The sequence below is a fragment of the Bradyrhizobium sp. CCBAU 45384 genome (assembly GCF_028128665.1).
Classification (GTDB): domain Bacteria; phylum Pseudomonadota; class Alphaproteobacteria; order Rhizobiales; family Xanthobacteraceae; genus Bradyrhizobium; species Bradyrhizobium manausense.
On record NZ_LBIZ01000090.1, the window covers coordinates 24,670 to 44,358 of the forward strand.

Below are 19,689 nucleotides of genomic sequence, written 5' to 3' on the forward strand. Positions count from 1 at the left end.
CCAGAACTCCGGTTCACGCCGCGCGCCGCGCCTGTGCCGCTCCGATTGCGTGCCGCACCCCGCGGTAAGCAAACGTGATGGCCGGGCCGATGGTGATGCCGGGTCCAGGATAGGTGCCGCCCATGATGGAATTAGCCTCGTTGCCGCAGGCATAGAGCCCCACGATCGCGCTGCCGTCGGCGCGCGTGACCTGCGCCCACTCGTTGATGACGAGACCGGTGGCCGCGCCGATGTCGCCGGGATACAGCCGCACGGCGTAGTAGGGCGCGGTCGAAATCGGGCCGAGCGTGGGGTTGGGCCCGACCGAGGCATCGCCATTGACGCGGTGATAGGGCGTGGTGCCGCGTCCGAAATCGGGATCGACGCCGCTTGCGGCATAGCGGTTCATTGCCGCAATCGTGCTTTCCAGGCCGCTTGCCGGTATGCCAATCCTGGTCGCGAGCTCGGGGACGCTCGCGCCCTGTGTCAGGTAGCCGTCGGCAAGATAGGGCACCAGGTTGCGCGTGCCCATCCGCACCATGCCGAGACCGTATTTCGAGAGCCCGACCGCGTCGGTGATGATGAAGCACGGGATGCACGGTACCTGCTTGTTGTGCCCTAACATTGCTCGCCCGAACAGGTGATAGGACACGGATTCATTGACGAAGCGTCGTCCCGTTTGATCGACGCAGACCGTCCCCGGCTTGCTGCGATCCATGACGAAATGCGGGAAGCTCGCCGTAGTGCCGTCGGCACGCTTGCGGATCGACACAGGCGCCCAGAAGGCGCTGTCGAGATTGCCTTCGCCGAGCCGGGCGCCGAGCCGCAACGCGATGTCCTGCATGGCGCCGGTATGTCCCGGCGCCGATGGGCTGTACGTTTCGGCCTCGGGCAATAGCTCGGCGCGGCGTTGCGGATGCCGGTTGAACCCGCCGGCCGCGAGCACCACGCCGTTCGTGGCCGCGACGCGGCGGGTCATGGCACCCGACTTGAGGATTGCGCCGTTGACGGCGCCGTTCTCGGTGGCGAGATCCTGCACCTCTGTCCGAATCAGGATCTCGACGCCGCGCGCATGCAGCGACGCCAGAAAACGCCCGATCAGTGCATTGCCCATGACCAGGCGCGAGCCCCGCCGGCCCCTGAGCCGATCGCCGGCGTAGTGTGCGATAATCTTGCAAGCGTGCGCCGCGGAGCGCGCCGACTTTTTGATCGCGAGCAGGTGGCCGATGTCGGTGCGGTCGACCATCATGCCGCCGAAAATCGTGAACTCCGGAATCGGCGGGCGGATCTTGTCGAGATCGGGTCCGAGATTGCGGCCGTCGAACGGCACCGGTTCGAGCGCGCGCCCCCGCATGGTCGCGCCCTCGAACTGCTGCTCGTAGTCGGGATGCGTCGCATAGGGGCGGAACTTGACCATGCTGTTGGCTTCGAGCGCCGCAATTGCTTCCGGTGCGCTGTCGAGAAACGCCTCGCGCATGGAGGGTGTTGAATGATTGCCCACGACGCCGTTGAGGAACGTGCGGACCTTCTCCTTGCTGTCGTCGGGATTGACGCTCCTGGAATGGTGCGAGTTCGGCACCCAAGTCGTTGCCGCGGAGAGGGCGCTGGTGCCGCCGACATAGTCGGTGCGTTCAATCAGCAGGACTTTTCGACCCTCGATCGCGGCGAACAGAGCGGCGGCCATGCCGGCTGCACCGGAGCCGATCACGACCAGGTCGTATCTCGCGCCCTCGGAAATCTCGTCGATGGTCCTGAACATGGCAGTTAGCTCGAGCCATCGAGGGCGCCGGGCTCGGCCGATTTCGCCATCTCGATCGGATCGAGCAGGCTCTTCAGGCCGAACCAACCCATCCAGGCTTTGTCGGCGGCCGGCCTGGTGTATTTCTTCTCATAGGCGGCGACCATCGCCTGCTCCTCGCGGGAGTTGTTCGGATTCTTGTACTACCGGGTGATGCTATGTCGCCCGTCGGCGGCTTCCGGGCCGAGGCCCCCACAGGTCGGCGTTGCCGACCGAAATATCGAAGGGAATCTTGTCCTTGATGCCGAGCTCGTTCCACTGCTTGAGGAAGGCGGTGAGATCGCTCGCGGCGATGCCGCCGATCACGGCATCCGGCTTCTTCCGATCCGTCATTTCTTTCCTCCCGTTCTGACATGCGCCGGTCGCTGCCGGCGGGCCGTTTAATGCGGCTCCTGGGCCTAAACTTACCACGACTGGAATTCGATTCCAGTATGGAAGTCAAGAACTGGAATCTAATTCCAATCACAATTTGGGGCATGCTAAAGAGCGGCCCAGAGCAAGGCAATTCACAAGGATGAAGAATGACAGAGGTCGCTGCGATAGCGTCACAAGGCCGCTGAAACCGGTCAGATAGTGGGACTTGATCAGGAGATGCAGTTGTGAATCAGAAAACTGCCTTGATGTCGAAGAAACCGGATCCCGCCGAGGCGCCGAGCGGCCTGTTGGAGCGGACGCTCGGGGTGCTCGAGCTGCTCGCGACCAATGCCCATGGGGTGCAGCTGTTCGAGATCGCCGATTCGCTGCACATCCCGCGCAGCGCCACGCACCGGGTGCTGACGAGCCTGATCGATCATGGCTACGTCAAGCAGGAGCGCGAGCAGGGCGCCTACCAGCTCACCGCCAAGATCGCTTCGCTCGCCTTCACGTTCCTCGCCGGCAGCGGCATCACCGATTTTGCCCAGCCGCTGTTGGACCGCCTCGCGCGGGAGAGCGGCGAACTCGTGCGTCTCGCCATGATCGACGGCCGCGAGCTCGTGTGGGTCGCCAAGGCGCAGGGCTCGCCTGCCGGCCTGCGCTATGATCCGGATATGGGCCAGGTCGGGCGGCTGTCCTGCTCGGCGAGCGGCCACGCCTGGCTGTCATGCCTGTCGGATGAAGAGGCACGCGCGCTGGTGGAGAAGCAGGGCTATGGGCTGCGCAAGGACTATGGTCCGCGAGCGCCGGAGAGCTGGCCGGCGCTGCTGAAATTCCTTCGCCAGACGCGCAAGCGCGGCGTCAGCATCTGCGTGCAGACCTATACGCCCTGGATGAGTGCGACCGCTGCTCCCATCCGTCATCCCAAGACCAAGGAGGTGACCGGCGCCGTGGTGATCGCCGGTCCCCACATCCGCCTGACCGAGGAGTGCATGCTCGAGCTTGCGCCGTCGCTGTTGCAGACGGCGCAAGAGCTGTCGATGGCGACACTGGCTTCGCCCGGGCTCTACGGCCAGGTCGCGCGGCGGGGCGAAAGCTTCTTCGGACCCGGGTCCTGATTGGTACGGGAGTTGTTAGGCATATCATCCGCATTGTCATTGAGGGGATCGCTGAACGGCCGTCGCGAACGCTGAAGGACTGCGTAACGTGATCCGTCAGAACATGAACGAGCGCAAGCGACGCGAATAGCGCTCACGCGCCGCCGATTCGCCAGACAGGGATGCCGAGCTTCCTTGCCTTGTCGGCAAGGTGCCGTTGATGCCGTGCGGGGGAAGTGCGTCGCGCCCTTCGGCACGACCTCCAAGTGTGCGCGATGTCGGCAAGGAAAGCTTGACGATCGACCGGGGGCGCGGGAGCGCCGTATCAGCGACACGGTGACGCGCGACATTCCCTCCATGGCAGTGCCGCTGCATTACTGAAGAGGACGAGGCTATTGCGTTGCCGTGCCCACGAACGGCACGGCGAGCTCGCAGAGCACTCGTGTCTATCCTTCTCGCGACGTTCCAACAGCACTGACCTGAAATCTTCCAACGCGCTTTTGGATTCTTTCCAAACGCGCTGGCGACTGCCTCGCGTCATCAATGGTCGAGACATTCTAAGTCGCAGCGCACGCATTTGCATTGCGATCGCGATAGCGTCTCTCTAAAGAGGCGGTGCAGACGCGGCAATCGGACGTTGAAAACAACGAGCGAGCAACTGTCTGCAAGCTCCGATCTGCGGAGGATCTAATTCCCGCGCTTCTAGCGCCGACCGCGCTCGCGCGCGGAGATCAGATCTTCGGTCCATGTTTGGTGCAGGTGAGCACGGAGTCATTTCGGTGTGGCGACGTGTAGTTGATGAGGGACTTTCTGGAAATGCGACGTGCAGGTGATGTCGGGACGGCGGCTCGCTATGGTGCGACGCTGCTGGGTGGAGTGGCGTTGCTGGCGTGGTTCGGGTCGCCGGCTCGGTCCCAAACATCGCAAGGCGTAAACTCTCTCCCACCCGTTACCGTCGATGCTCCGACGCAGCCGTCGGCCCGCCGCGCATCGGTCAAACGAAGTGCCGGCGGGGTCCGATCAGCGTCACGACGCGCTGCGGCGCCTAGCGCTCCGCAAACCGAAACCGTCACAGCGCAATCGCAGCTGTCCAAGTCAGGGGTCGTGCCCGCCTTTGCAGGCGGCCAGGTCGCTCAAGGCGCACGGCTCGGACTGCTCGGAAACACCGACACAATGAAGTCGCCGTTCAACGTGACGAGTTACACGGATAAATTCATCCGGGACCAGCAGGCTGCGAAGGGTGCGGATGCCTTGATCCTCGATCCTTCCGTGCGAAGTTCCCACCCAACGGGCGGTGTGGTGGACTCTTTCAACATTCGCGGTTTCCCGATCAACGAAGGCAACAGCGGTGAGTTCGCCTTCGAGGGCCTCTACGGAATCGCGCCGACATTCCGCATCTTCACGGACTACGTCGAACGTATCGAGGTGCTGAAAGGCCCTTCGGCCGCGCTCTCCGGAATTGCGCCAAACGGTGGCGTTGGCGGCGTCATAAATGTCGTGCCTAAGCGCGCGGAAGAGGACTTGACCCGCCTGACTGCGAGCTACGGCTCGACCGCACGATTTGGCGGCCACTGGGATGTTGCGCGGCGTTATGGCGACGGCAGGGAATGGGGCGTGCGAGCCAGTGGTAGTTTCCGCGACGGCGATACGCCGATTGACCGCCTGTCCGAAACGACGGGTGTCGGATCGCTGGCTCTCGATTATCAGGGCGAACGGTACAGGTCTTGGCTCTACCTCATTGCCCAAACCGATCGGTTCGACGCTCCGTCACGTCCATTCCTCATGGCTGCCGGCTTGCAAGTACCGAAGGCGCCGGACGCCCGGCTGAACGTGACGCAACCCTGGGAATGGTCGCGCATCGACGATCAATCGGTCCTGTGGCGCAACGAATACGATGTCAACGATCATGTTACATTGTTTGCCGATGTCGGGGGATCGCGGACCAATGTCGAGCGGTTCTTCGGTCTTCCGACGATCACCAGCGCGAGCGGCAACACCACTTCAACGCCGCAATTCTTCGGCCTAAGCATTGATCGGTACACGTATGATGGCGGCGTCCGGTCTCGTTTCGATACCGGTTTCGTTCACCATGCCGTCACCTTCCAGGCCTCGGTCTACCACGACGAGCTGTTCCGGCGGCTCACCAATGGCAGCCTGGTCGCATCGAACATCTATAGTCCGACCGTATCGGCAACACAGTTCGCAAATGAGGTCCCGGGGCGCCCCCGGCTCTCGGACAGTCAGCTCACGGGTTTCTCGATTGCCGACACCTTGTCAGTGCTCGACGAGCGGGTGCTGCTGACTTTGGGTGTCCGTCGCCAGGGTATCGAAGCGAACAACTATGTCTCCAATGTCGGAACGTTGACGTCGTCCTACGACCAGTGGGCGACCACCCCGGTGGTCGGGCTGGTCGTCCGGCCTCGGGACAATATCTCCCTGTACGCGAATTATATAGAAGGGCTCGCCCGAGGCGACGTGGCGCCTCAGACGGCTTCCAATTTCGGCGAAGTGCTCGCACCCTACGTCGCCAGGCAGTACGAGGCCGGCATCAAGGTGGACTTCGGCCGTTTCGCAACTACCTTCAGCGCCTTTGAGATATCGAAGGCGAGCGGCGAATTGTCCGTCGGGCGATTCGCGGCGACCGCGGAAACGCAAGTGCGTGGGCTCGAGTTCAACGTCTACGGCGAACTCATGCCCGATGTTCGTGTGCTCGGAGGCGTTTCGCTGCTGGATGGTACTCTGACGAAGACGGCCATCTCGGCAAACGTGGGCAACACGCCAATCGGCGTTCCGAACGTACAAGCCAACATCGGGGCAGAGTGGGATCTCCCGTGGATGAGAGATCTCACATTGAGCGGAACAGTCATCTACACCGGCAAGCAGTTCGTCGATAGCGCAAATAAGCAACCAATCCCGGATTGGACACGACTGGATCTCGGGGCCCTCTACACGACGGCGATCAACGGCAGGAAGACGGTCTTCCGCGCAAATATCCAGAATGTGACCGGTGAAAGTTACTGGTCCAGCGTTGCCTCATTCGGCACGTTCTTCCTGGGAGCGCCGCGCACGTATCTTCTGTCGATGACCGTCGACATGTAATCGCTGATCTCACAGCGTGGTGAGACGTTTCGGATCCTGCTGACAAAATCAGGCTGGTCGATATGCAAGTTTGCCTCCTTTCGCCGACATGCTTGATCCCAACGGAAGAGGTCGATCCCTACGGGGTGGAGGCGCTACAGGCGCAGATCCTCCGTGCGGGTTGTTGGACTGTTCCGATCACGGCGGAAAAGGACGCCCTGTTCGTGATGGACGGTCATCACCGCCTGGCAGTTGCGCATCTTCTGCAGCTGCCGTTGGTGCCGGTAGTTCTGCTGGACTACACCGCGGTCCGGGTGGAGAGCTGGCGCCCGGACCAGACGATTACACCCGCGTCCATCTTCGCGATGGCGCGCAGCGGCGGGAAGTTTCCCTGCAAAACGACGCGGCATATCTTTGATCAGAGCCTTCCCAATTGCAATTTGCCATTGGAGAGCTTGCACGTCCTTGCTCCGACGGAACGCGCTGTGGCTCGTGCCTGAGGTGGAGGCGATGACCTTGTATTGCCACAAGCCCGGCGCAGGCCTCCCGCCGATCCTGCGACCAAGCGCGACGAAGCTCCTGAATGGCAACAGTCGGCTGCTGATCGATTGGATCACCCAACACGGGTCTCCGGTCAATTTGATCTGGCCCGATGAGCTTCAGACGAATCTCGTCTCACTTAGGGGCGTTTTGCGAGAAGCCGGCGTCTCGAGCGCCATCTATTACGGAGCGAAGGTCAACAAATCGCCTGGGTTACTGGCCGCAGCGTTGCGTGCGGGCGCCGGCATTGACGTCTCGAGCCTCTATGAGTTGCGCGATGCGAGGCAGCTCGGTGCCGTCGGCACACAACTCGTGGCAACGGGCCCGGCAAAGACCGTCGCCTTCCACAGGGAACTCATCAGCTGCAACGCTCTCATATCGTTGGATTCGCCGGAAGAGCTCGAGGATCTGATCCGCTTGCTTCCGGAAGGTGGCGCGGCTCAGCCGGTGCTGCTGCGTTTGCGTCCGACCAACCAGCCGCGGAGTCGCTTCGGGATGCCGGCGGCGTCCATCAGGCATTGTCTGTCCCGGATTGGCAGCGAAGACAGGCTGCGCTTCGACGGGCTGCACTTCCACCTGAGCGGTTATGAGTGGGACTCTCGCGCGCAGGCGATTGGAGAGGCCGCTGGTCTGATCACGGAATCGCGGGCGCAAGGTTTTGCGCCACGTATGATCGACATCGGTGGCGGCCTGCCAATTCAATACGTCGATCAGACCGCTTACCATGCGCATCTTGAGAGACAAACGGCTGAGGATTACCGCACCGCAAAGGTGCCTGCATCCTTCTATCCCTATGGTGGAGAGCTTTCGGCAGCCGCGTGGCTGCGCGATTTGCTGCGCGCGCGGATGGCCGATGGCCGAAGTCTCGCGAACTATCTTGTTCACGAAGGGCTGGTGCTCGGGATGGAGCCCGGCCGAGCACTGGCCGATCAGGTGGCAATTTCCGTTTTCCGCGTGCTGCGAGTGAAAGCCGTTGGCCCTGATACCCATGTCGTCTTCGTCGAAGGCAGCAGCTTCAGCGCTTGCGAGACCTGGTTCAGCTCCGAATTTCTGGTCGATCCGATCTTGGTGCCGGCCTCTCCGTCGCCTGCCGGCGCACGACCGATTCGAGCTTATTTGGCGGGCCACAGCTGCCTGGATGATGACGTTCTCAGCAATCGATGGCTCACCTTTCCAATCGCTCCACGCGCTGGAGACCTCCTGATCTACGCCAACACCGGCGGCTACCAGATGGATCTCCTCGAAAACGAATTCCATCGCCATCCCATGCCGCGCCGCCTTTGCGTGGTTGGGGATGCGAAAGGACCGCCGACGCTCGTTCCCGACACGATAGGAGAGACAAAATGCTCTGCACGACCGTAAGCCAGTTGATCGGCCAAACGCCGGTGATGCCGATCGCGGTCCCTGACAGCGACGCCACGCTTGTGCTGAAGCTCGAAAAGAATAATCCGGGTGGGTCGATGAAGGACCGCATGGCGCGCAGCATGGTGCTCGCCGCGCTTCAGGACGGAAGGCTTCCGCCGGGCGGTACGATCGTGGAGTCATCGTCCGGAAACACCGGGATCGGGCTGGCGCTGGCCGCAGTGGAGTTGGGCCTGCGTTTTATCGCTGTCGTCGATCATCACGCCGCGCCGGACAAGATTCGCACGATGCGCGCGCTGGGCGCAGAAATTCGCTATGTCGAGGGCGATTTTCGGGAAGACGAGGTCGCGGTTGTTGAGCGCCAACGGCTGGCCGCCCAACTTGGTGCCCAGCTTCCTGATGCCTTGTTCATGAACCAATCCGACAATCCGGCGAATCCGGAAGGCTATGCCGGTTTCGTCGACGAATTGCTGGCACAGCTTCCGGAGGGTATCGACGCCTATGTTGGGTGTGTCGGCACTGGCGGATCAATGACCGGCATCGCCCAGCGTCTGAAGCGGGCTAACCCTGCTATTCGGACCATCGCGGTTGAGCCGGCCGGCTCGATCATCTTCGGCAAACCCGGGCATCCCTATTACCAGTCGGGCACGGGAACACCTGCGGGCGACGAAGTCGGCAAGGTGCTCGACTATGGATGCATCGACGAGGGGGTCCAGGTCACCGACGGCCAAGCCTTCGAAACAGCACGCTTTATCGCGCGGCGCTACGGGCTTCTGGTCGGGGGTTCGACCGGGGGCACCATATACAAGGCGCTGGAATTCATTGCGGCAGGCAAGCTGCATGGCACGGTGGTCACGCCCGTTGCCGACGGTGGCGAGAAATATCTCGGCTCGGTCTTCGACGATGAATGGATGGGCAAGCGCGATTTGCTGGATCCGACAATCGCCGCACAACTCGACGCCTGGCTACCTGGAAGAGCGCGCGCAGCATGAAGGTCACGATCTGCGGCGCAGGGCGCACCGGGCATTTGAATGCCGTGCTCTTCAAGCAGCGGCCACATATCACCGTTTCCGTCCTGACGGGAGCGCCTGCGGTCGCCGACCGGTGGGGGGGCGGTGATGGTGTTTGGCGGGCACAGACGCCCGACGGTCGCGTGTTGAGTGGGCGACCAGACTATGTTGGCATCGATCCGAGTGAGGCACTCGTCGATACCGACATGGTGATCGTGACGCAGCCGGCCCACGCGCGGCCCGTGCTTCTCCACGGCCTCTCGCGGCATTTGCCCCGGGACAAGCTGGTTTATGTCGGCGCGATCCCTGGCTTTTGCGGCTTCGACTGGCTCGCGGCCAAAGCCCTTTCGGGCGTGGACAATGTGGTGATCTGGGGCCTGAAGGACGTGCCGCATACCGCCTTTGATCTGGCGCCGGGCGAGCGGGTTCGCATGGGAGGGGCCAAAGCTCAGCTGTTCGCGGCGCTCCATCGCCGCGAGACCGCCGCGAGCCGCGACAAGCTTCAAGCGATGCTGAGCCACCTTTACGAAGCTCCGGTCACCCTGCTGCGGGACTATCTCGAAATCACGCTGACGCCGGGCAACGCATTGATGCATCCCGCGGTGCTCTATGCCTTGATCGGCCCCGGCGCCCCCTGGGAAAACAAGCCCTTTGACCGTCCTCTCTGCTGGTGGAGCGATTGCCCTCGCGCCGGCGCTGCATTGCTGGAGGCCTGCGATGCGGACAACCAGGCAATCCGTTATGCGGCGGAATCACGCCTGGGCATTGATCTGTGTTCGGTGAAGCCGCTCCGACAGGAGTTGGTCGAGGCTTATGGCAGCCAGATCGAGGACGACAGGACCGTGTATTCCCTGTTGCGTACCAACCGTGCTTACGCGGGCATTCACGCTCCCCTTGTTCCCAATCCGGACGGGCCCGGTCTTGTCATCGATCGCGCAAGCCGCGCTTTCCACGAAGACATCGCCCTCGGACAGGCGCTACTGGTGGAATTGGCCGCGCGACTTGACGTAGCTACTCCCGCGATCTCGAAAACCTACAAATGGGCGCTCGAATACCACGGCGGGCTCTCCGAAGGCGCATCGGCCTGCTTGCCCGCCAACTGGCCGGAGGAAGCGTAATGGAGGAGCGGATGTCTTCCCCAGCAGAGGCCGAAGCCCGGGCGCGTGAGGCACAGCGTTGGTCGGCTGCAGCGCGCAATGCCCTCAATCGGTTGATTCGATGCTTGTTTGCCGAACGTCTTCTTAACCCGGATGCATTGTTGTGGGCGCGCGACGGTAACCAGGCATGGCTGCCTCTTTGGCAGTCGAATCGGGTTCTGCATTTCACCGATTTACGTCGTAGGCCTGCCGGAACATTGCGAAATCGTGGTTCTGTCGAAGTCCTGGACGAGACCAGCGCTCGTTACCGGATCGATGGTCCCTCCGACCTGATGCGGCAGGTCGCGCCCGCCTTGGCGATCGCACCCGCATCGGACGGCCTCGAGCATCTACTAAGAGATGTCGAGGACAGCATGCGCAACGACGTTCTGGCGCGTCGTCACCGGGAGCATTGGAGCGCTGAGCTTCGAGGCGCAATAGTTGAGGCAGAAGCGCGTGGCTTCCTCGCATATCTGGAAAAGAGCCAGCCGCCGCATCTGGCGGCCATGACTCTCGATCAGTGGGGCGCGCTGGAGGGTCATCCCTTCTATCCAACATGGAAGGCGAAACCCGACCTGCCGCCCGAGGATGTCACGGCGTTGTCGCCTGAGTTCGGTGCTCGCGTACGCGTCCGGATAGCAGCCTTGCGCAAAGAATGGTCCTATGTGGAGAAGATGCCGCATGTCGGCGGCTATTCGGAATGGTTCTCGCAGAAATTTCCTGAACTCTGGCGGGACTGGACCGAAGGATTGAACAAGAGTGGAAAGTCTCCTGAGGACTGGCTGCCTCTGCCCGTCCATATCTGGCACCTCGACAATTTCCTGTATCGTGAATTCGCCTCCGAGATAGCTGCCGGAGTTTTCGACCCGGATGGTCCGGAGGTCGTGACGCTACCGTCGATGTCGTTCCGCACAATGCTGCCGGACACACGGGAACCACGACCCTTTATCAAGCTGCCGGTGGCGATCTGGATGACCAGCGAACAGCGCACTCTGCAGGCCAAGTCGATTCACATGGGGCCGCGTCTCAGCACCCTGATTTCCGATATTCTGTCAAAGGAGAGGGATCTTGGTGACAGGTTGGAGATCTTCACCGAAGAGCTGGGTGCGATTCTGCATCATCCGGTAACGGGTGACGAGCATCCGGGCCGCTTTCTTTCGGTCGTCTACCGCAACTCCGACGCTCTGGCGCGAAATGATGGGCTGTTGCCGGTCACAGTCGCGGCGCTGTTGACGGCAAGCCCGATCGATGGCCGTCCGCTCATTTGCGAGCTGATTGCACGAAACGGCAACGAGAGCGAAGCAGCGGTTTCTGCGTTCTTCCGCGCCTATGCGGGGACCGTCATCCGGCCTACGCTCGCCATGTACCTGCTTTACGGAATTGCCTTCGAGGCGCATCAGCAAAACAGCACCATTCTGTTCGACGAAACTGGCCGCCCGCTGAAACTCCTGATCCGTGATTTCGGTGATGGGCGCAGTTTTGCTCCACTCTTTAGGGAGCGAGGGCATAATCTCCAACCCTTCACACGCGCGGGAATCTTGCCTACCACATTCGACCACGATATCGGCCTCGTGCGCTCATTCCTTATCAACGCTTGCTTTGTCTGCCATCTTCATGAAGTCGCACTGTGCCTCGACGAACTTTATACGCTACCCGGAACCAACCTTTGGCAGATCCTGCGGGAGGAGACCGAGGCCGCTTTCGACGCACTCAGGCCGCGGGTATTGTCGGACGCGTTCTGGTTGGAAGAGCGCAAGGCTTTCCTTGAGAAGCCGTGGCCCAGCCGCTCGGTGCTGCGGATGCATTTGGAGCGGTATCGTGACTATCGCCTTGAGCACGAGTTGCCAAATCCCCTGGCGGGAGCGCAATGACAAATGCTTCCGTCGCGGTTCGCGGCTTCGGACCTGTTTTTGTTCTGCTGTTCGGCCTGCAATTCGTTTCCATGGGGGCCATGGAAATGAGCGGTCCATTCTGGCCGATCCAGATCAAGGCGTTGAGCCCATCCGACGGCGTCTTCGGACTGGCAGGCGTTGCCGTCTATGTCGGCCCGATGATCGGAATGTCTCTGACCAGCGCCCTTTGGGGGCGCATCGGCGATCGCTATGGCAATCGACTGATGATGGTTCGCGCGCTCTGCGGTCTGGCGGTCACGCAGCTACTCGTTGCCATTGCACAGGATGTCTGGACGATCATGGCGTTGCGCTTCCTGCAGGGTGCCTGCGCCGGCTATATCGCCCCGGCCCAGGCCTATGGCGTGCAGATCACCGGCGGGAAGGATCGCGCAAGCCTCTTTGCCTGGCTTCAGGTTGCCACCAATGTAGGCTCGCTGGGCGGCGCTTTCCTGGGTGGGCTCATTCTCGATCGCTTTCCCTTTGCCGCGGTCAATCTGACGGCCGGGATAATTTGTGCGCTGTGCGCTGCCGTTGCCTGGTCGAGCCTGCCGGTGCCGGCGCGAGGAGCGGGTGCTGCCAATCCCGGGAACGCAACGACCGCAAAACCTGCGACGTCGACTGTTGTCCCGATCGCAGCTCTTCTTGCCTTGATGGGAATGCTGCTCGCTAGCCGCATGGTCCTCCAGGTGCCTTTCTCGCTGTACATGACCCAGGTATTTGGTGCGCCGCACTGGGTGGCCGGCCTGACCTATGGGCTATTGGCTTGTGGCTTTGTTCTGGCCGCACCGTTGTGGGCTCGTCTCTTTGAGAACCGATCGCCATCCTATGTGCTGGGGGCCCACGTGCTCATCTCGGCCGCGTGCGTTTTGGTCACATATCTGGCGGGCGGTACGGGCTCCGTTGCCGTGTTCGCGCTCCTGTACTTTATCTGGGGCGCGCTTCTTGGGGGAACGACGCCGGTCCTCCTCGCGCTCATTTCGGCAACCGCTATCAATGATCGGCAGGGGTCGGTTCTGGGTCTCGCGCAGGCGTCCCAGCAAATCGCCTCCGCAAGCGGCATCATTGCCGGCGTCGGCGTGACGCAGTTCCTTGGTCTTGAAGCTGCGTTCCCGCTCGTCGCGACGCTCTACGTTTTGTCATGCTTGTCGGCGCTGGGCATCTGGCTCAAGACTGCGCCCCCCAAAGGAAGCTGACGATGACGGAATATCGATCGCTGCTGCATGCCGCCGTGACGGCACTTGTCCTGATTGCCTCGCTTCCGACAGCCGCTGCCGCCGAAACAGCCCTGTCGCAGCGCTCAGTATTTGATGCGTCCTCTCCATTGCATCTCCAAGATGCCATCTAAGACGATGAACGAGAGCATTGTGCTCAGGATTGCGACGGAGACCGCCACTAAAGCGCGATGAGATTGGGCTGAATCATCATCGCGCTTTAGCTCCTTGTTTGAGCAGGATCTTTTCGGAAAACCGCTCCACACTTTTCCGGATCATGCTCTGGAGCAACTTTGAGCAGCGTTCGCACGCACGGACGTCCCTCGTTGTCGAAGCAATGCCGCGTCCCCCTCAACGCGAGAGGTGATCAAAGCAAGGCAGCTGGTGTGACGGGAACTCTCATAGTCCCCTTCGTTGCTGACTGCCCGTCGACCCGGCAGCAAAGCCACAGGACATGTGGATGCAGTCACACAAGCTCCAGCAAATCAGAAAGCCGGTCGATTACGAAACCAGGAGTGGGTGGCAGGGCCGGCGGCCACTCCTGTCCGCACCGGAACCATGCCGTTGCCATTCCAGCTGCGTCGGCTCCCAGAATGTCGGCCACAGGGTTGTCGCCCACGAAGAGGCAATTGGCGAGCTCGACTCCCAACCTGCCTGCGGCAAGACGGAACAGGGCTGCATCCGGTTTCCTGAAACCTTCAGTCTGCGACACGAGTACTGCGTCCACTAAACTATCGAGCCCGAGCGCTTCCACATGCCGGACTTGGAACTCGGTCTCTCCGTTAGTCACGACACCCAGTCGCAATCCCTTTGCGCGGAGCAACATCAGGGTGCTCGCCATGCCGTCACATGGGCGAGCGAAGCGCGAGCAGCGCGTTCGGTAATCGGACAGCAGCGTTTCAGCGAGCGATGCATCACCGTGAAATTCTGCCAGCAGCGAGCGATAAACGACTGCCTTGGGAACGCGCCCGCGAGCGTCGAGCTCGAGGAAGCGATCACGCCATGCCTCGAACGAGCCAGAGCCAAGACCTGCTGCGAAGCGCGAGTGCTGATCGCCCAAAAACGCCACAAGAGACGTGGTGCGATCGAGCAGCGTCTCGTCAAGATCGAACAAAACAGCAGAGATCATCAGCTATCATAGCACCATGCCGAGGGTGCGGCACCGTCAGCTCTTTCGAATGAGTCGCCAGCGCCCGGGTGTCGTCCCGATCTTCGCCGAGAATGCCCTCGTGAAATGACTTTGGTCGGAGAAGCCGCATTTGATTGCGATCTCGGTGAGCGGCAATGCTGACCCCAAGAGCAGGAGCTTGCTTTCCTCGATGCGCTGATCCATCAGCCAACGATGGGGCGGGGTGCCCGTACTGATCTTGAAAGCGCGGGCAAAATGGGCTGCCGACAAACCGCATTCGCTCGCGATACGTGAGAGAGAAACCTCACCATCGAGATGGGCACGGATCACGTCCTTCGCGATCCGAAGCTGCCAGGGTGTCAGGCCGCTGCGTTGCAAGCGATCGACGGGCAGGATGGTCGTGTATTTGCGAAGGAAATGGGTATTGAGCGCCATCGCAACATAGCCAACGAACAGTTCGTTTGCCTCATGTGGCCTCTCCAGCGCCGGCAATAGACACTTGCCGAGATGCGCCACGACCGGATCGCGAATGCTCAAACCGGCTGCGATGTCGAACTGAATGCGGCTGGCATCGAACTCGCTGGCAAGCCCGTTCAAAGTGCTGTGCGGCAGGTACAAATAGAGGAAATCGAATGGATCCTGGAAGCGGACGATCGTCTCGCATCGCAGATCGTAGATGCTGATCTCATCCTTCATAGCACCTTTGCGCGCGTAGCGCCCATCGACCCACGCCTCTGCTCGCTGATGTCGCAGCCGCAGACAAAGCGCGAACGCCTCGTCGGGCGGTGATGGCAGGGTCGGATCGCTAGCCCGCCCGAAATGGGCCATTCGTACAGCGGCGAACGTTCCCTTCTGCAGCGATTTGACGAGTCCCGAGCGGGGCTGCTGGATCATCGGAAAAAGTGTGGCGAGCCGCTCGCCATAGAGGCCGAAATCGTTCATGCTCTGCGTTTAACGAGCCGCCGGCGACTATCCGGTCATTGCCGTCGGCAGGTAACTCCCTTTGCCCGCGTCATTGCGGGATTTATTGTTGAAACTCTGGGTTGTTGTCTCTTAGAATTACTCTTAGGTGCGACGCTTTGTCGGTCACTTTCTCGCGAACGTGACAAGATGGCGCAGAAAGCGCGTTGAGTTCAATTTGCCTCGTCGACGCAATTTCTTCGAGGCTTGAATTGATCAATCGTGGTTCAACACATACAACCACTCTCTGTCGAAAGCTCCTAGGATTGCGTCGCCTCTATTCGCTTGGCGTGCTCTGGAGCATCGGTAGTCGGCCGACAGCTGCCCGGTTTGTCGCCGGCCGCGTGCCAGGGGCGAATGCCCGCCAGCGACCTCTCTCTTCTCTCGCTTCGGAGACTCTGACCATGGCCACCCACACATTTTCCTGCATCGATGGTCACACCTGCGGCAATCCGGTGCGTCTCGTCTCCGGCGGGGGGCCGCATCTGGAGGGCGCGAACATGCTTGAAAAGCGCGCCCACTTCCTGCGCGACTATGATTGGATCCGCACCGGCCTGATGTTCGAGCCGCGCGGACACGACATGATGTCGGGCTCCATCCTCTATCCACCGACACGTCCGGATTGCGATGTGGCCGTGTTGTTCATCGAAACATCCGGCTGCCTGCCGATGTGCGGCCACGGCACCATTGGAACCGTCACGATGGGCATTGAGAATGGCCTGATAACGCCGCGCAAACCCGAAAAATTGTCAATCGACGCGCCGGCTGGCAGGGTCGATATCACCTACCGCCAAGAAGGCCGTTTCGTGGAGGAGGTGCGTCTCAGTAATGTCCCGGGCTTTCTCTACGAGGAGGGGCTGACGGCCGAGGTCGATGGTATCGGCGAAATTATCGTGGACGTCGCCTATGGTGGAAATTTCTACGCCATCGTCGAACCGCAAAGGTATTTTCGCGACATCGCCGACCATACCGCCGACCAACTGGTGGCGTGGTCGCGGCGTCTACGCGCCGCGCTCAATGAGAAGTATGAGTTCGTCCATCCCGAGCATCCGGAGATCAAAGGTCTCAGCCATATTCAGTGGACGGGAAAGCCGACGAAACTGGAGGCGCATGGGCGCAACGCCGTCTTTTACGGCGAGAAGGCGATCGATCGCTCACCGTGCGGTACCGGCACCTCAGCGCGCATGGCGCAGCTCGCCGCCAAAGGCAGGCTACAGGTTGGCGACGAATTTGTACATGAATCGATCATCGGCTCGCTGTTCAAAGGACGAGTCGAGGCCGCCGCCAGGGTCGCCAACCGGGACGCGATCGTGCCCTCAATTGCCGGCTGGGCCCGCATGACCGGCATCAATACGATCTTCATCGACGATCGCGATCCCTACGCCCACGGCTTCGTCGTGAAATGAAAGTCCGAAGCCACGATCCTCTTCCAACCCTCCACGAGCTCGCCCCGAAAGTCGCTGGACGTCTCCGAACTGAAATCGACATGCATTGGCGCGGGTTACAGCTTTGAGGCCGTCGAGTTCGAACGCCCTCGAACCCGAGTAACGCTGCGACGCCATGCTGGAACAATCGGCCATGGCGGCAGAACTCAAACCAAATGGCCTTCGGCAAACCCGTAGCGGTTCGATCCGGTGAATGCGTTGATGCCTAGCCCCAGCAAAACCCTGGGACTTCCTGACAAGGAGACCCTGAAGGACGCCTCTGACCGATCGCTTTGGCAAAGCGGCGACGTCGTGATCCAAACATTGTCGACCTCAAGGCTGATCGATATGGGCATCCTCAGGGCGGATGCCATTCGTACGGAGAGGGTCGGCGATCTAGCGGACATTAGAAATCCATACTCTCCGATTCTATCAATTCTCTATGCGACCGAAAAATTTCCAAGAGGGCACTTCTAACATGTCACCCTTTGCCGTACTCGCGGCCCGGTGGTTCGGTGTCGCACCTGGCACCGTCCGAATGATCACGGACGGCGTTAACAAAACTCTTCGCGTCGTCAGCGATTATGATGACGCCTTCGTTCGCTTCTCGCCGACCTCCTTGCACAGCCGCAAGGCCCTTATAAACGAAGCCGCTTTGATCGCGACCTTGCGTGAGCAGGACATACCATGCTGTGAGCTGGTAGCTATCGACGGGTGTTCTGTCCATGGCCCGCACATTGTCAATGGCCTCGAATACAATGTTTTGCTGACCCACACGATTGCTGGATCTGTGCTCGCCTCGACAGCACATGACGCGCGCGCTTTCGGACATTCGCTGGCCCGGCTGCATCGCACACCAATCAAAGGGCCGACGCGCATGCTGGCCATCAGCGGTGAGGGTGAAATTGACCCGATGATTCGCCCCGTGTTTGAAGAACTTACCGGCTTGGTCCAGCAGCTATCCGACACGCCTTCCGCTTCGGACGGTATCTGCCACGGCGATGCCTGGCTTGGCAATGCGATCAACCGCGACGGGACGGCGGTACTCTTTGACTTCGAATTTTTTGGTCATGGGCCACTAGCCTACGACATAGCGACATTTATTTGGGCCCTGAGGGCGGAGGGCAATGAGGCGGAAGCGCTCATCTATGCAGGCTTTCTCGAGGGATACCGAGGCGAATATGACTTCCCTTTGAGTGAACACGATCTGCGAGTGAATTTGCTCCGCAAAGAAATAAACAACATTAGATTTCTATGTCAGAACATCACCATGTCGCACGAGGTCAAGGTTGCCACTGCCAAGTTTGCCCGAGATACCCTCGACTTTGCCTTGGGAAGTCGCCTGTCCAGGTTTGCATGGACATGAGCACTGAACGACTTACGGCCGCGCTCATTAGGCAGGCGCAACGTTCCGACACGAATGACAGGAAGCCGACGAGGCTTGCACTTGCACCCTCGCCGCCGTACAGGGGAGAAAATACGATGACGATGCCAGCCTACGCTGAAGAGCTGGGAGGTACTGGCCTGCCTTCCGCGAGCGAGAAGGCGGCAGCCAACCAACTTCGTCAGATACTCGCTTCGCATGCGACGGGAGACGCCAAGCTGCGAGTGCTCGACGATGCACAGCAGGCTGCTGAGATAACCTTGTCGCCGGCCTTGTCGAGTCTCTTGATGGAATTGCTTCGTCATATCGGTCGCGGCGATGCGGTAACGCTCGTCCCTGTACATCAGATGTTGACTACTCAGCAAGCTGCCGACATCCTGAATGTGTCGCGTCCGTTTTTGGTCTCACTGCTCGAGAAGAACGAAATTCAGCTCGTGACGGTGGGGCGTCATCGCAGAATTAGGGCAGAGGACCTATTCGCATATAAGCGCGCGCGTGATGAGAAGCGAGGCAACGCGCTTGCGAATCTCGCCGAGCGGGACGCGGAGCATCTGTAAGCTTGTTTGCAAACCGTTTCACCGCATAAGGCCACATATCGAATCGCTCTAAACGATTCGATGGCGATGCTCGCAAACCGGACGACAGTAAATTAGCTGGACAGTCCTTTCGGCAGCTGCGACTCTGACACAGCTCAGCTTCGGATATTCCATAATGAAGGTTATGCGAATCGCTCGTGTAGACGCTCATTAGAAAGGTCACCATCCTCCCATCAGCTACCCAGAATGCTGCGCATCTCTGATAAAACTTCGATCATCAAACGAGGCTTGATGCGACCGAGCCGTTCCGCGTGGCGCGCCTCTATCGTCGCGATCTTACAAGGTCGAATGATGGAGGGAGCAGGCAGACCGGCCTCTTCGTAGCGACTGATTGCAAGATCCCCGGGCCATGTTCTGTTTTCAGCACTCGTGATCATCACCACCCAAATAAGGTTTCCATTTTCCCCGATGCCTCCTGTGGATACAACGAGTGCCGGGCGATGCTGACGAGTTGATCGATCAGTGTACGGGAAAGGAACCCTAACGACGTCACCCTGCTTAAAGACTGCCATAGGCTTTCCGATCTGCCTCGCTGTCCCATTCGCTGAAGGTGACGAAGGGATCATCGACCAGAGCAGGTTCAGCCTTTGTCAGCACGACCTTATCACCAGTGATCGTATAAGCGATCTCATCACCTTCCTTCAGACGCAGAGCGGTTCGGACTGCCTGGGGGATCGTGGTTTGAGCTTTGGTAGTCAGTTTACTTGTAATCATGCGCAACTCCGGTCAAGGACTTTCC

The 19,689-nt window shown here is 60.5% G+C and carries 19 protein-coding genes; 12 read left to right on the forward strand and 7 right to left on the reverse strand.

Annotated elements, in window-relative coordinates:
* Nucleotides 1-13: 13 nt before the first annotated feature.
* From XH80_RS07240 to XH80_RS07250, 3 genes are read right to left on the reverse strand one after another with little or no spacing between them, the layout of a single operon-like run.
* Nucleotides 14-1,738, reverse strand: coding sequence for an FAD-dependent oxidoreductase (locus XH80_RS07240; protein WP_271597984.1), 1,725 nt, complete (start codon nt 1,736-1,738; stop codon nt 14-16).
* A gap of 5 nt (nt 1,739-1,743) precedes the next feature.
* Complete coding sequence (locus XH80_RS07245) at nt 1,744-1,884, reverse strand: hypothetical protein (RefSeq protein ID WP_220005930.1); 141 nt, start codon at nt 1,882-1,884, stop codon at nt 1,744-1,746.
* Between the two features lie 49 nt (nt 1,885-1,933).
* On the reverse strand, nt 1,934-2,110 hold the full coding sequence (locus tag XH80_RS07250) for a hypothetical protein (protein ID WP_271597985.1): 177 nt from the start codon (nt 2,108-2,110) through the stop codon (nt 1,934-1,936).
* A 287-nt stretch (nt 2,111-2,397) separates the two neighbouring features.
* On the opposite strand from XH80_RS07250, the gene XH80_RS07255 reads away from it, so the two are divergent.
* The 9 genes from XH80_RS07255 to XH80_RS07295 all read left to right on the forward strand — a co-directional run bounded on the left by XH80_RS07255 (nt 2,398) and on the right by XH80_RS07295 (nt 13,591).
* Complete coding sequence (locus tag XH80_RS07255; protein WP_271597986.1) at nt 2,398-3,249, forward strand: IclR family transcriptional regulator; 852 nt, start codon at nt 2,398-2,400, stop codon at nt 3,247-3,249.
* 777 nt (nt 3,250-4,026) lie between these two features.
* Complete coding sequence (locus XH80_RS07260; RefSeq protein ID WP_271597987.1) at nt 4,027-6,327, forward strand: TonB-dependent receptor; 2,301 nt, start codon at nt 4,027-4,029, stop codon at nt 6,325-6,327.
* Between the two features lie 62 nt (nt 6,328-6,389).
* Nucleotides 6,390-6,806, forward strand: a complete 417-nt coding sequence (locus tag XH80_RS07265) for a hypothetical protein (protein WP_271597988.1) — start codon at nt 6,390-6,392, stop codon at nt 6,804-6,806.
* 10 nt (nt 6,807-6,816) lie between these two features.
* Nucleotides 6,817-8,208, forward strand: a complete 1,392-nt coding sequence (locus XH80_RS07270) for a Y4yA family PLP-dependent enzyme (protein WP_271597989.1) — start codon at nt 6,817-6,819, stop codon at nt 8,206-8,208.
* The gene (locus tag XH80_RS07275) at nt 8,190-9,200 is read left to right on the forward strand and encodes a PLP-dependent cysteine synthase family protein (RefSeq protein ID WP_271597990.1); all 1,011 of its coding nucleotides are present in this window, start codon (nt 8,190-8,192) and stop codon (nt 9,198-9,200) included. The genes XH80_RS07270 and XH80_RS07275 overlap by 19 nt, the downstream gene beginning before the upstream one ends.
* Nucleotides 9,197-10,336 (forward strand): NAD/NADP octopine/nopaline dehydrogenase family protein, encoded by a 1,140-nt coding sequence (locus XH80_RS07280; protein WP_271597991.1) that lies wholly within the window; start codon nt 9,197-9,199, stop codon nt 10,334-10,336. The genes XH80_RS07275 and XH80_RS07280 overlap by 4 nt, the downstream gene beginning before the upstream one ends.
* Entirely contained in the window at nt 10,336-12,225 is a 1,890-nt protein-coding gene (locus XH80_RS07285) for an IucA/IucC family protein (RefSeq protein WP_271597992.1), read from the forward strand. Before XH80_RS07280 ends, XH80_RS07285 begins: the two co-directional genes overlap by 1 nt.
* Nucleotides 12,222-13,439 carry an MFS transporter gene (locus tag XH80_RS07290; protein ID WP_271597993.1) on the forward strand — a complete coding sequence of 406 codons (1,218 nt, stop codon included), beginning with the start codon at nt 12,222-12,224 and terminating at the stop codon, nt 13,437-13,439. The genes XH80_RS07285 and XH80_RS07290 overlap by 4 nt, the downstream gene beginning before the upstream one ends.
* 2 nt (nt 13,440-13,441) lie before the next feature.
* Complete coding sequence (locus tag XH80_RS07295) at nt 13,442-13,591, forward strand: hypothetical protein (protein ID WP_271597994.1); 150 nt, start codon at nt 13,442-13,444, stop codon at nt 13,589-13,591.
* A 332-nt stretch (nt 13,592-13,923) separates the two neighbouring features.
* Here XH80_RS07295 and XH80_RS07300 read toward each other — a convergent pair whose 3' ends face one another.
* Nucleotides 13,924-14,586, reverse strand: a complete 663-nt coding sequence (locus tag XH80_RS07300) for an HAD family hydrolase (RefSeq protein WP_271597995.1) — start codon at nt 14,584-14,586, stop codon at nt 13,924-13,926.
* A gap of 36 nt (nt 14,587-14,622) precedes the next feature.
* Complete coding sequence (locus XH80_RS07305; RefSeq protein WP_271597996.1) at nt 14,623-15,528, reverse strand: helix-turn-helix domain-containing protein; 906 nt, start codon at nt 15,526-15,528, stop codon at nt 14,623-14,625.
* Nucleotides 15,529-15,950: 422 nt separating this feature from the next.
* Between XH80_RS07305 and XH80_RS07310 the strand changes: the two genes are divergently transcribed.
* The 3 genes from XH80_RS07310 to XH80_RS07320 all read left to right on the forward strand — a co-directional run bounded on the left by XH80_RS07310 (nt 15,951) and on the right by XH80_RS07320 (nt 18,911).
* Nucleotides 15,951-16,952, forward strand: a complete 1,002-nt coding sequence (locus XH80_RS07310) for a 4-hydroxyproline epimerase (RefSeq protein ID WP_271597997.1) — start codon at nt 15,951-15,953, stop codon at nt 16,950-16,952.
* A 556-nt stretch (nt 16,953-17,508) separates the two neighbouring features.
* Nucleotides 17,509-18,336, forward strand: coding sequence for a phosphotransferase enzyme family protein (locus tag XH80_RS07315; RefSeq protein WP_271597998.1), 828 nt, complete (start codon nt 17,509-17,511; stop codon nt 18,334-18,336).
* 116 nt (nt 18,337-18,452) lie between these two features.
* Entirely contained in the window at nt 18,453-18,911 is a 459-nt protein-coding gene (locus XH80_RS07320) for a helix-turn-helix domain-containing protein (protein ID WP_271597999.1), read from the forward strand.
* A 212-nt stretch (nt 18,912-19,123) separates the two neighbouring features.
* Here the strand turns inward: XH80_RS07320 and XH80_RS07325 are convergent, their stop codons facing one another.
* Together XH80_RS07325 and XH80_RS07330 are read right to left on the reverse strand one after the other, a co-directional pair.
* Nucleotides 19,124-19,462 (reverse strand): type II toxin-antitoxin system PemK/MazF family toxin, encoded by a 339-nt coding sequence (locus XH80_RS07325; RefSeq protein ID WP_271598000.1) that lies wholly within the window; start codon nt 19,460-19,462, stop codon nt 19,124-19,126.
* On the reverse strand, nt 19,449-19,664 hold the full coding sequence (locus tag XH80_RS07330) for an AbrB/MazE/SpoVT family DNA-binding domain-containing protein (RefSeq protein WP_271598001.1): 216 nt from the start codon (nt 19,662-19,664) through the stop codon (nt 19,449-19,451). Before XH80_RS07330 ends, XH80_RS07325 begins: the two co-directional genes overlap by 14 nt.
* Nucleotides 19,665-19,689: the final 25 nt, after the last annotated feature.

Excerpts from the sequence above, each read along its gene's own strand:
- XH80_RS07330 (WP_271598001.1), bottom strand. The coding sequence starts at position 19,664 with ATGATTACAAGTAAACTGACTACCAAAGCTCAAACCACGATCCCCCAG.
- XH80_RS07295 (WP_271597994.1), top strand. The coding sequence starts at position 13,442 with ATGACGGAATATCGATCGCTGCTGCATGCCGCCGTGACGGCACTTGTC.
- XH80_RS07240 (WP_271597984.1), bottom strand. The coding sequence starts at position 1,738 with ATGTTCAGGACCATCGACGAGATTTCCGAGGGCGCGAGATACGACCTG.
- XH80_RS07250 (WP_271597985.1), bottom strand. The coding sequence starts at position 2,110 with ATGACGGATCGGAAGAAGCCGGATGCCGTGATCGGCGGCATCGCCGCG.
- XH80_RS07315 (WP_271597998.1), top strand. The coding sequence starts at position 17,509 with ATGATCACGGACGGCGTTAACAAAACTCTTCGCGTCGTCAGCGATTAT.
- XH80_RS07305 (WP_271597996.1), bottom strand. The coding sequence starts at position 15,528 with ATGAACGATTTCGGCCTCTATGGCGAGCGGCTCGCCACACTTTTTCCG.
- XH80_RS07310 (WP_271597997.1), top strand. The coding sequence starts at position 15,951 with ATGGCCACCCACACATTTTCCTGCATCGATGGTCACACCTGCGGCAAT.
- XH80_RS07275 (WP_271597990.1), top strand. The coding sequence starts at position 8,190 with ATGCTCTGCACGACCGTAAGCCAGTTGATCGGCCAAACGCCGGTGATG.
- XH80_RS07255 (WP_271597986.1), top strand. The coding sequence starts at position 2,398 with ATGTCGAAGAAACCGGATCCCGCCGAGGCGCCGAGCGGCCTGTTGGAG.
- XH80_RS07320 (WP_271597999.1), top strand. The coding sequence starts at position 18,453 with ATGACGATGCCAGCCTACGCTGAAGAGCTGGGAGGTACTGGCCTGCCT.
- XH80_RS07270 (WP_271597989.1), top strand. The coding sequence starts at position 6,817 with ATGACCTTGTATTGCCACAAGCCCGGCGCAGGCCTCCCGCCGATCCTG.
- XH80_RS07245 (WP_220005930.1), bottom strand. The coding sequence starts at position 1,884 with ATGGTCGCCGCCTATGAGAAGAAATACACCAGGCCGGCCGCCGACAAA.
- XH80_RS07300 (WP_271597995.1), bottom strand. The coding sequence starts at position 14,586 with ATGATCTCTGCTGTTTTGTTCGATCTTGACGAGACGCTGCTCGATCGC.
- XH80_RS07325 (WP_271598000.1), bottom strand. The coding sequence starts at position 19,462 with ATGGCAGTCTTTAAGCAGGGTGACGTCGTTAGGGTTCCTTTCCCGTAC.
- XH80_RS07260 (WP_271597987.1), top strand. The coding sequence starts at position 4,027 with ATGAGGGACTTTCTGGAAATGCGACGTGCAGGTGATGTCGGGACGGCG.
- XH80_RS07265 (WP_271597988.1), top strand. The coding sequence starts at position 6,390 with ATGCAAGTTTGCCTCCTTTCGCCGACATGCTTGATCCCAACGGAAGAG.
- XH80_RS07280 (WP_271597991.1), top strand. The coding sequence starts at position 9,197 with ATGAAGGTCACGATCTGCGGCGCAGGGCGCACCGGGCATTTGAATGCC.
- XH80_RS07285 (WP_271597992.1), top strand. The coding sequence starts at position 10,336 with ATGGAGGAGCGGATGTCTTCCCCAGCAGAGGCCGAAGCCCGGGCGCGT.
- XH80_RS07290 (WP_271597993.1), top strand. The coding sequence starts at position 12,222 with ATGACAAATGCTTCCGTCGCGGTTCGCGGCTTCGGACCTGTTTTTGTT.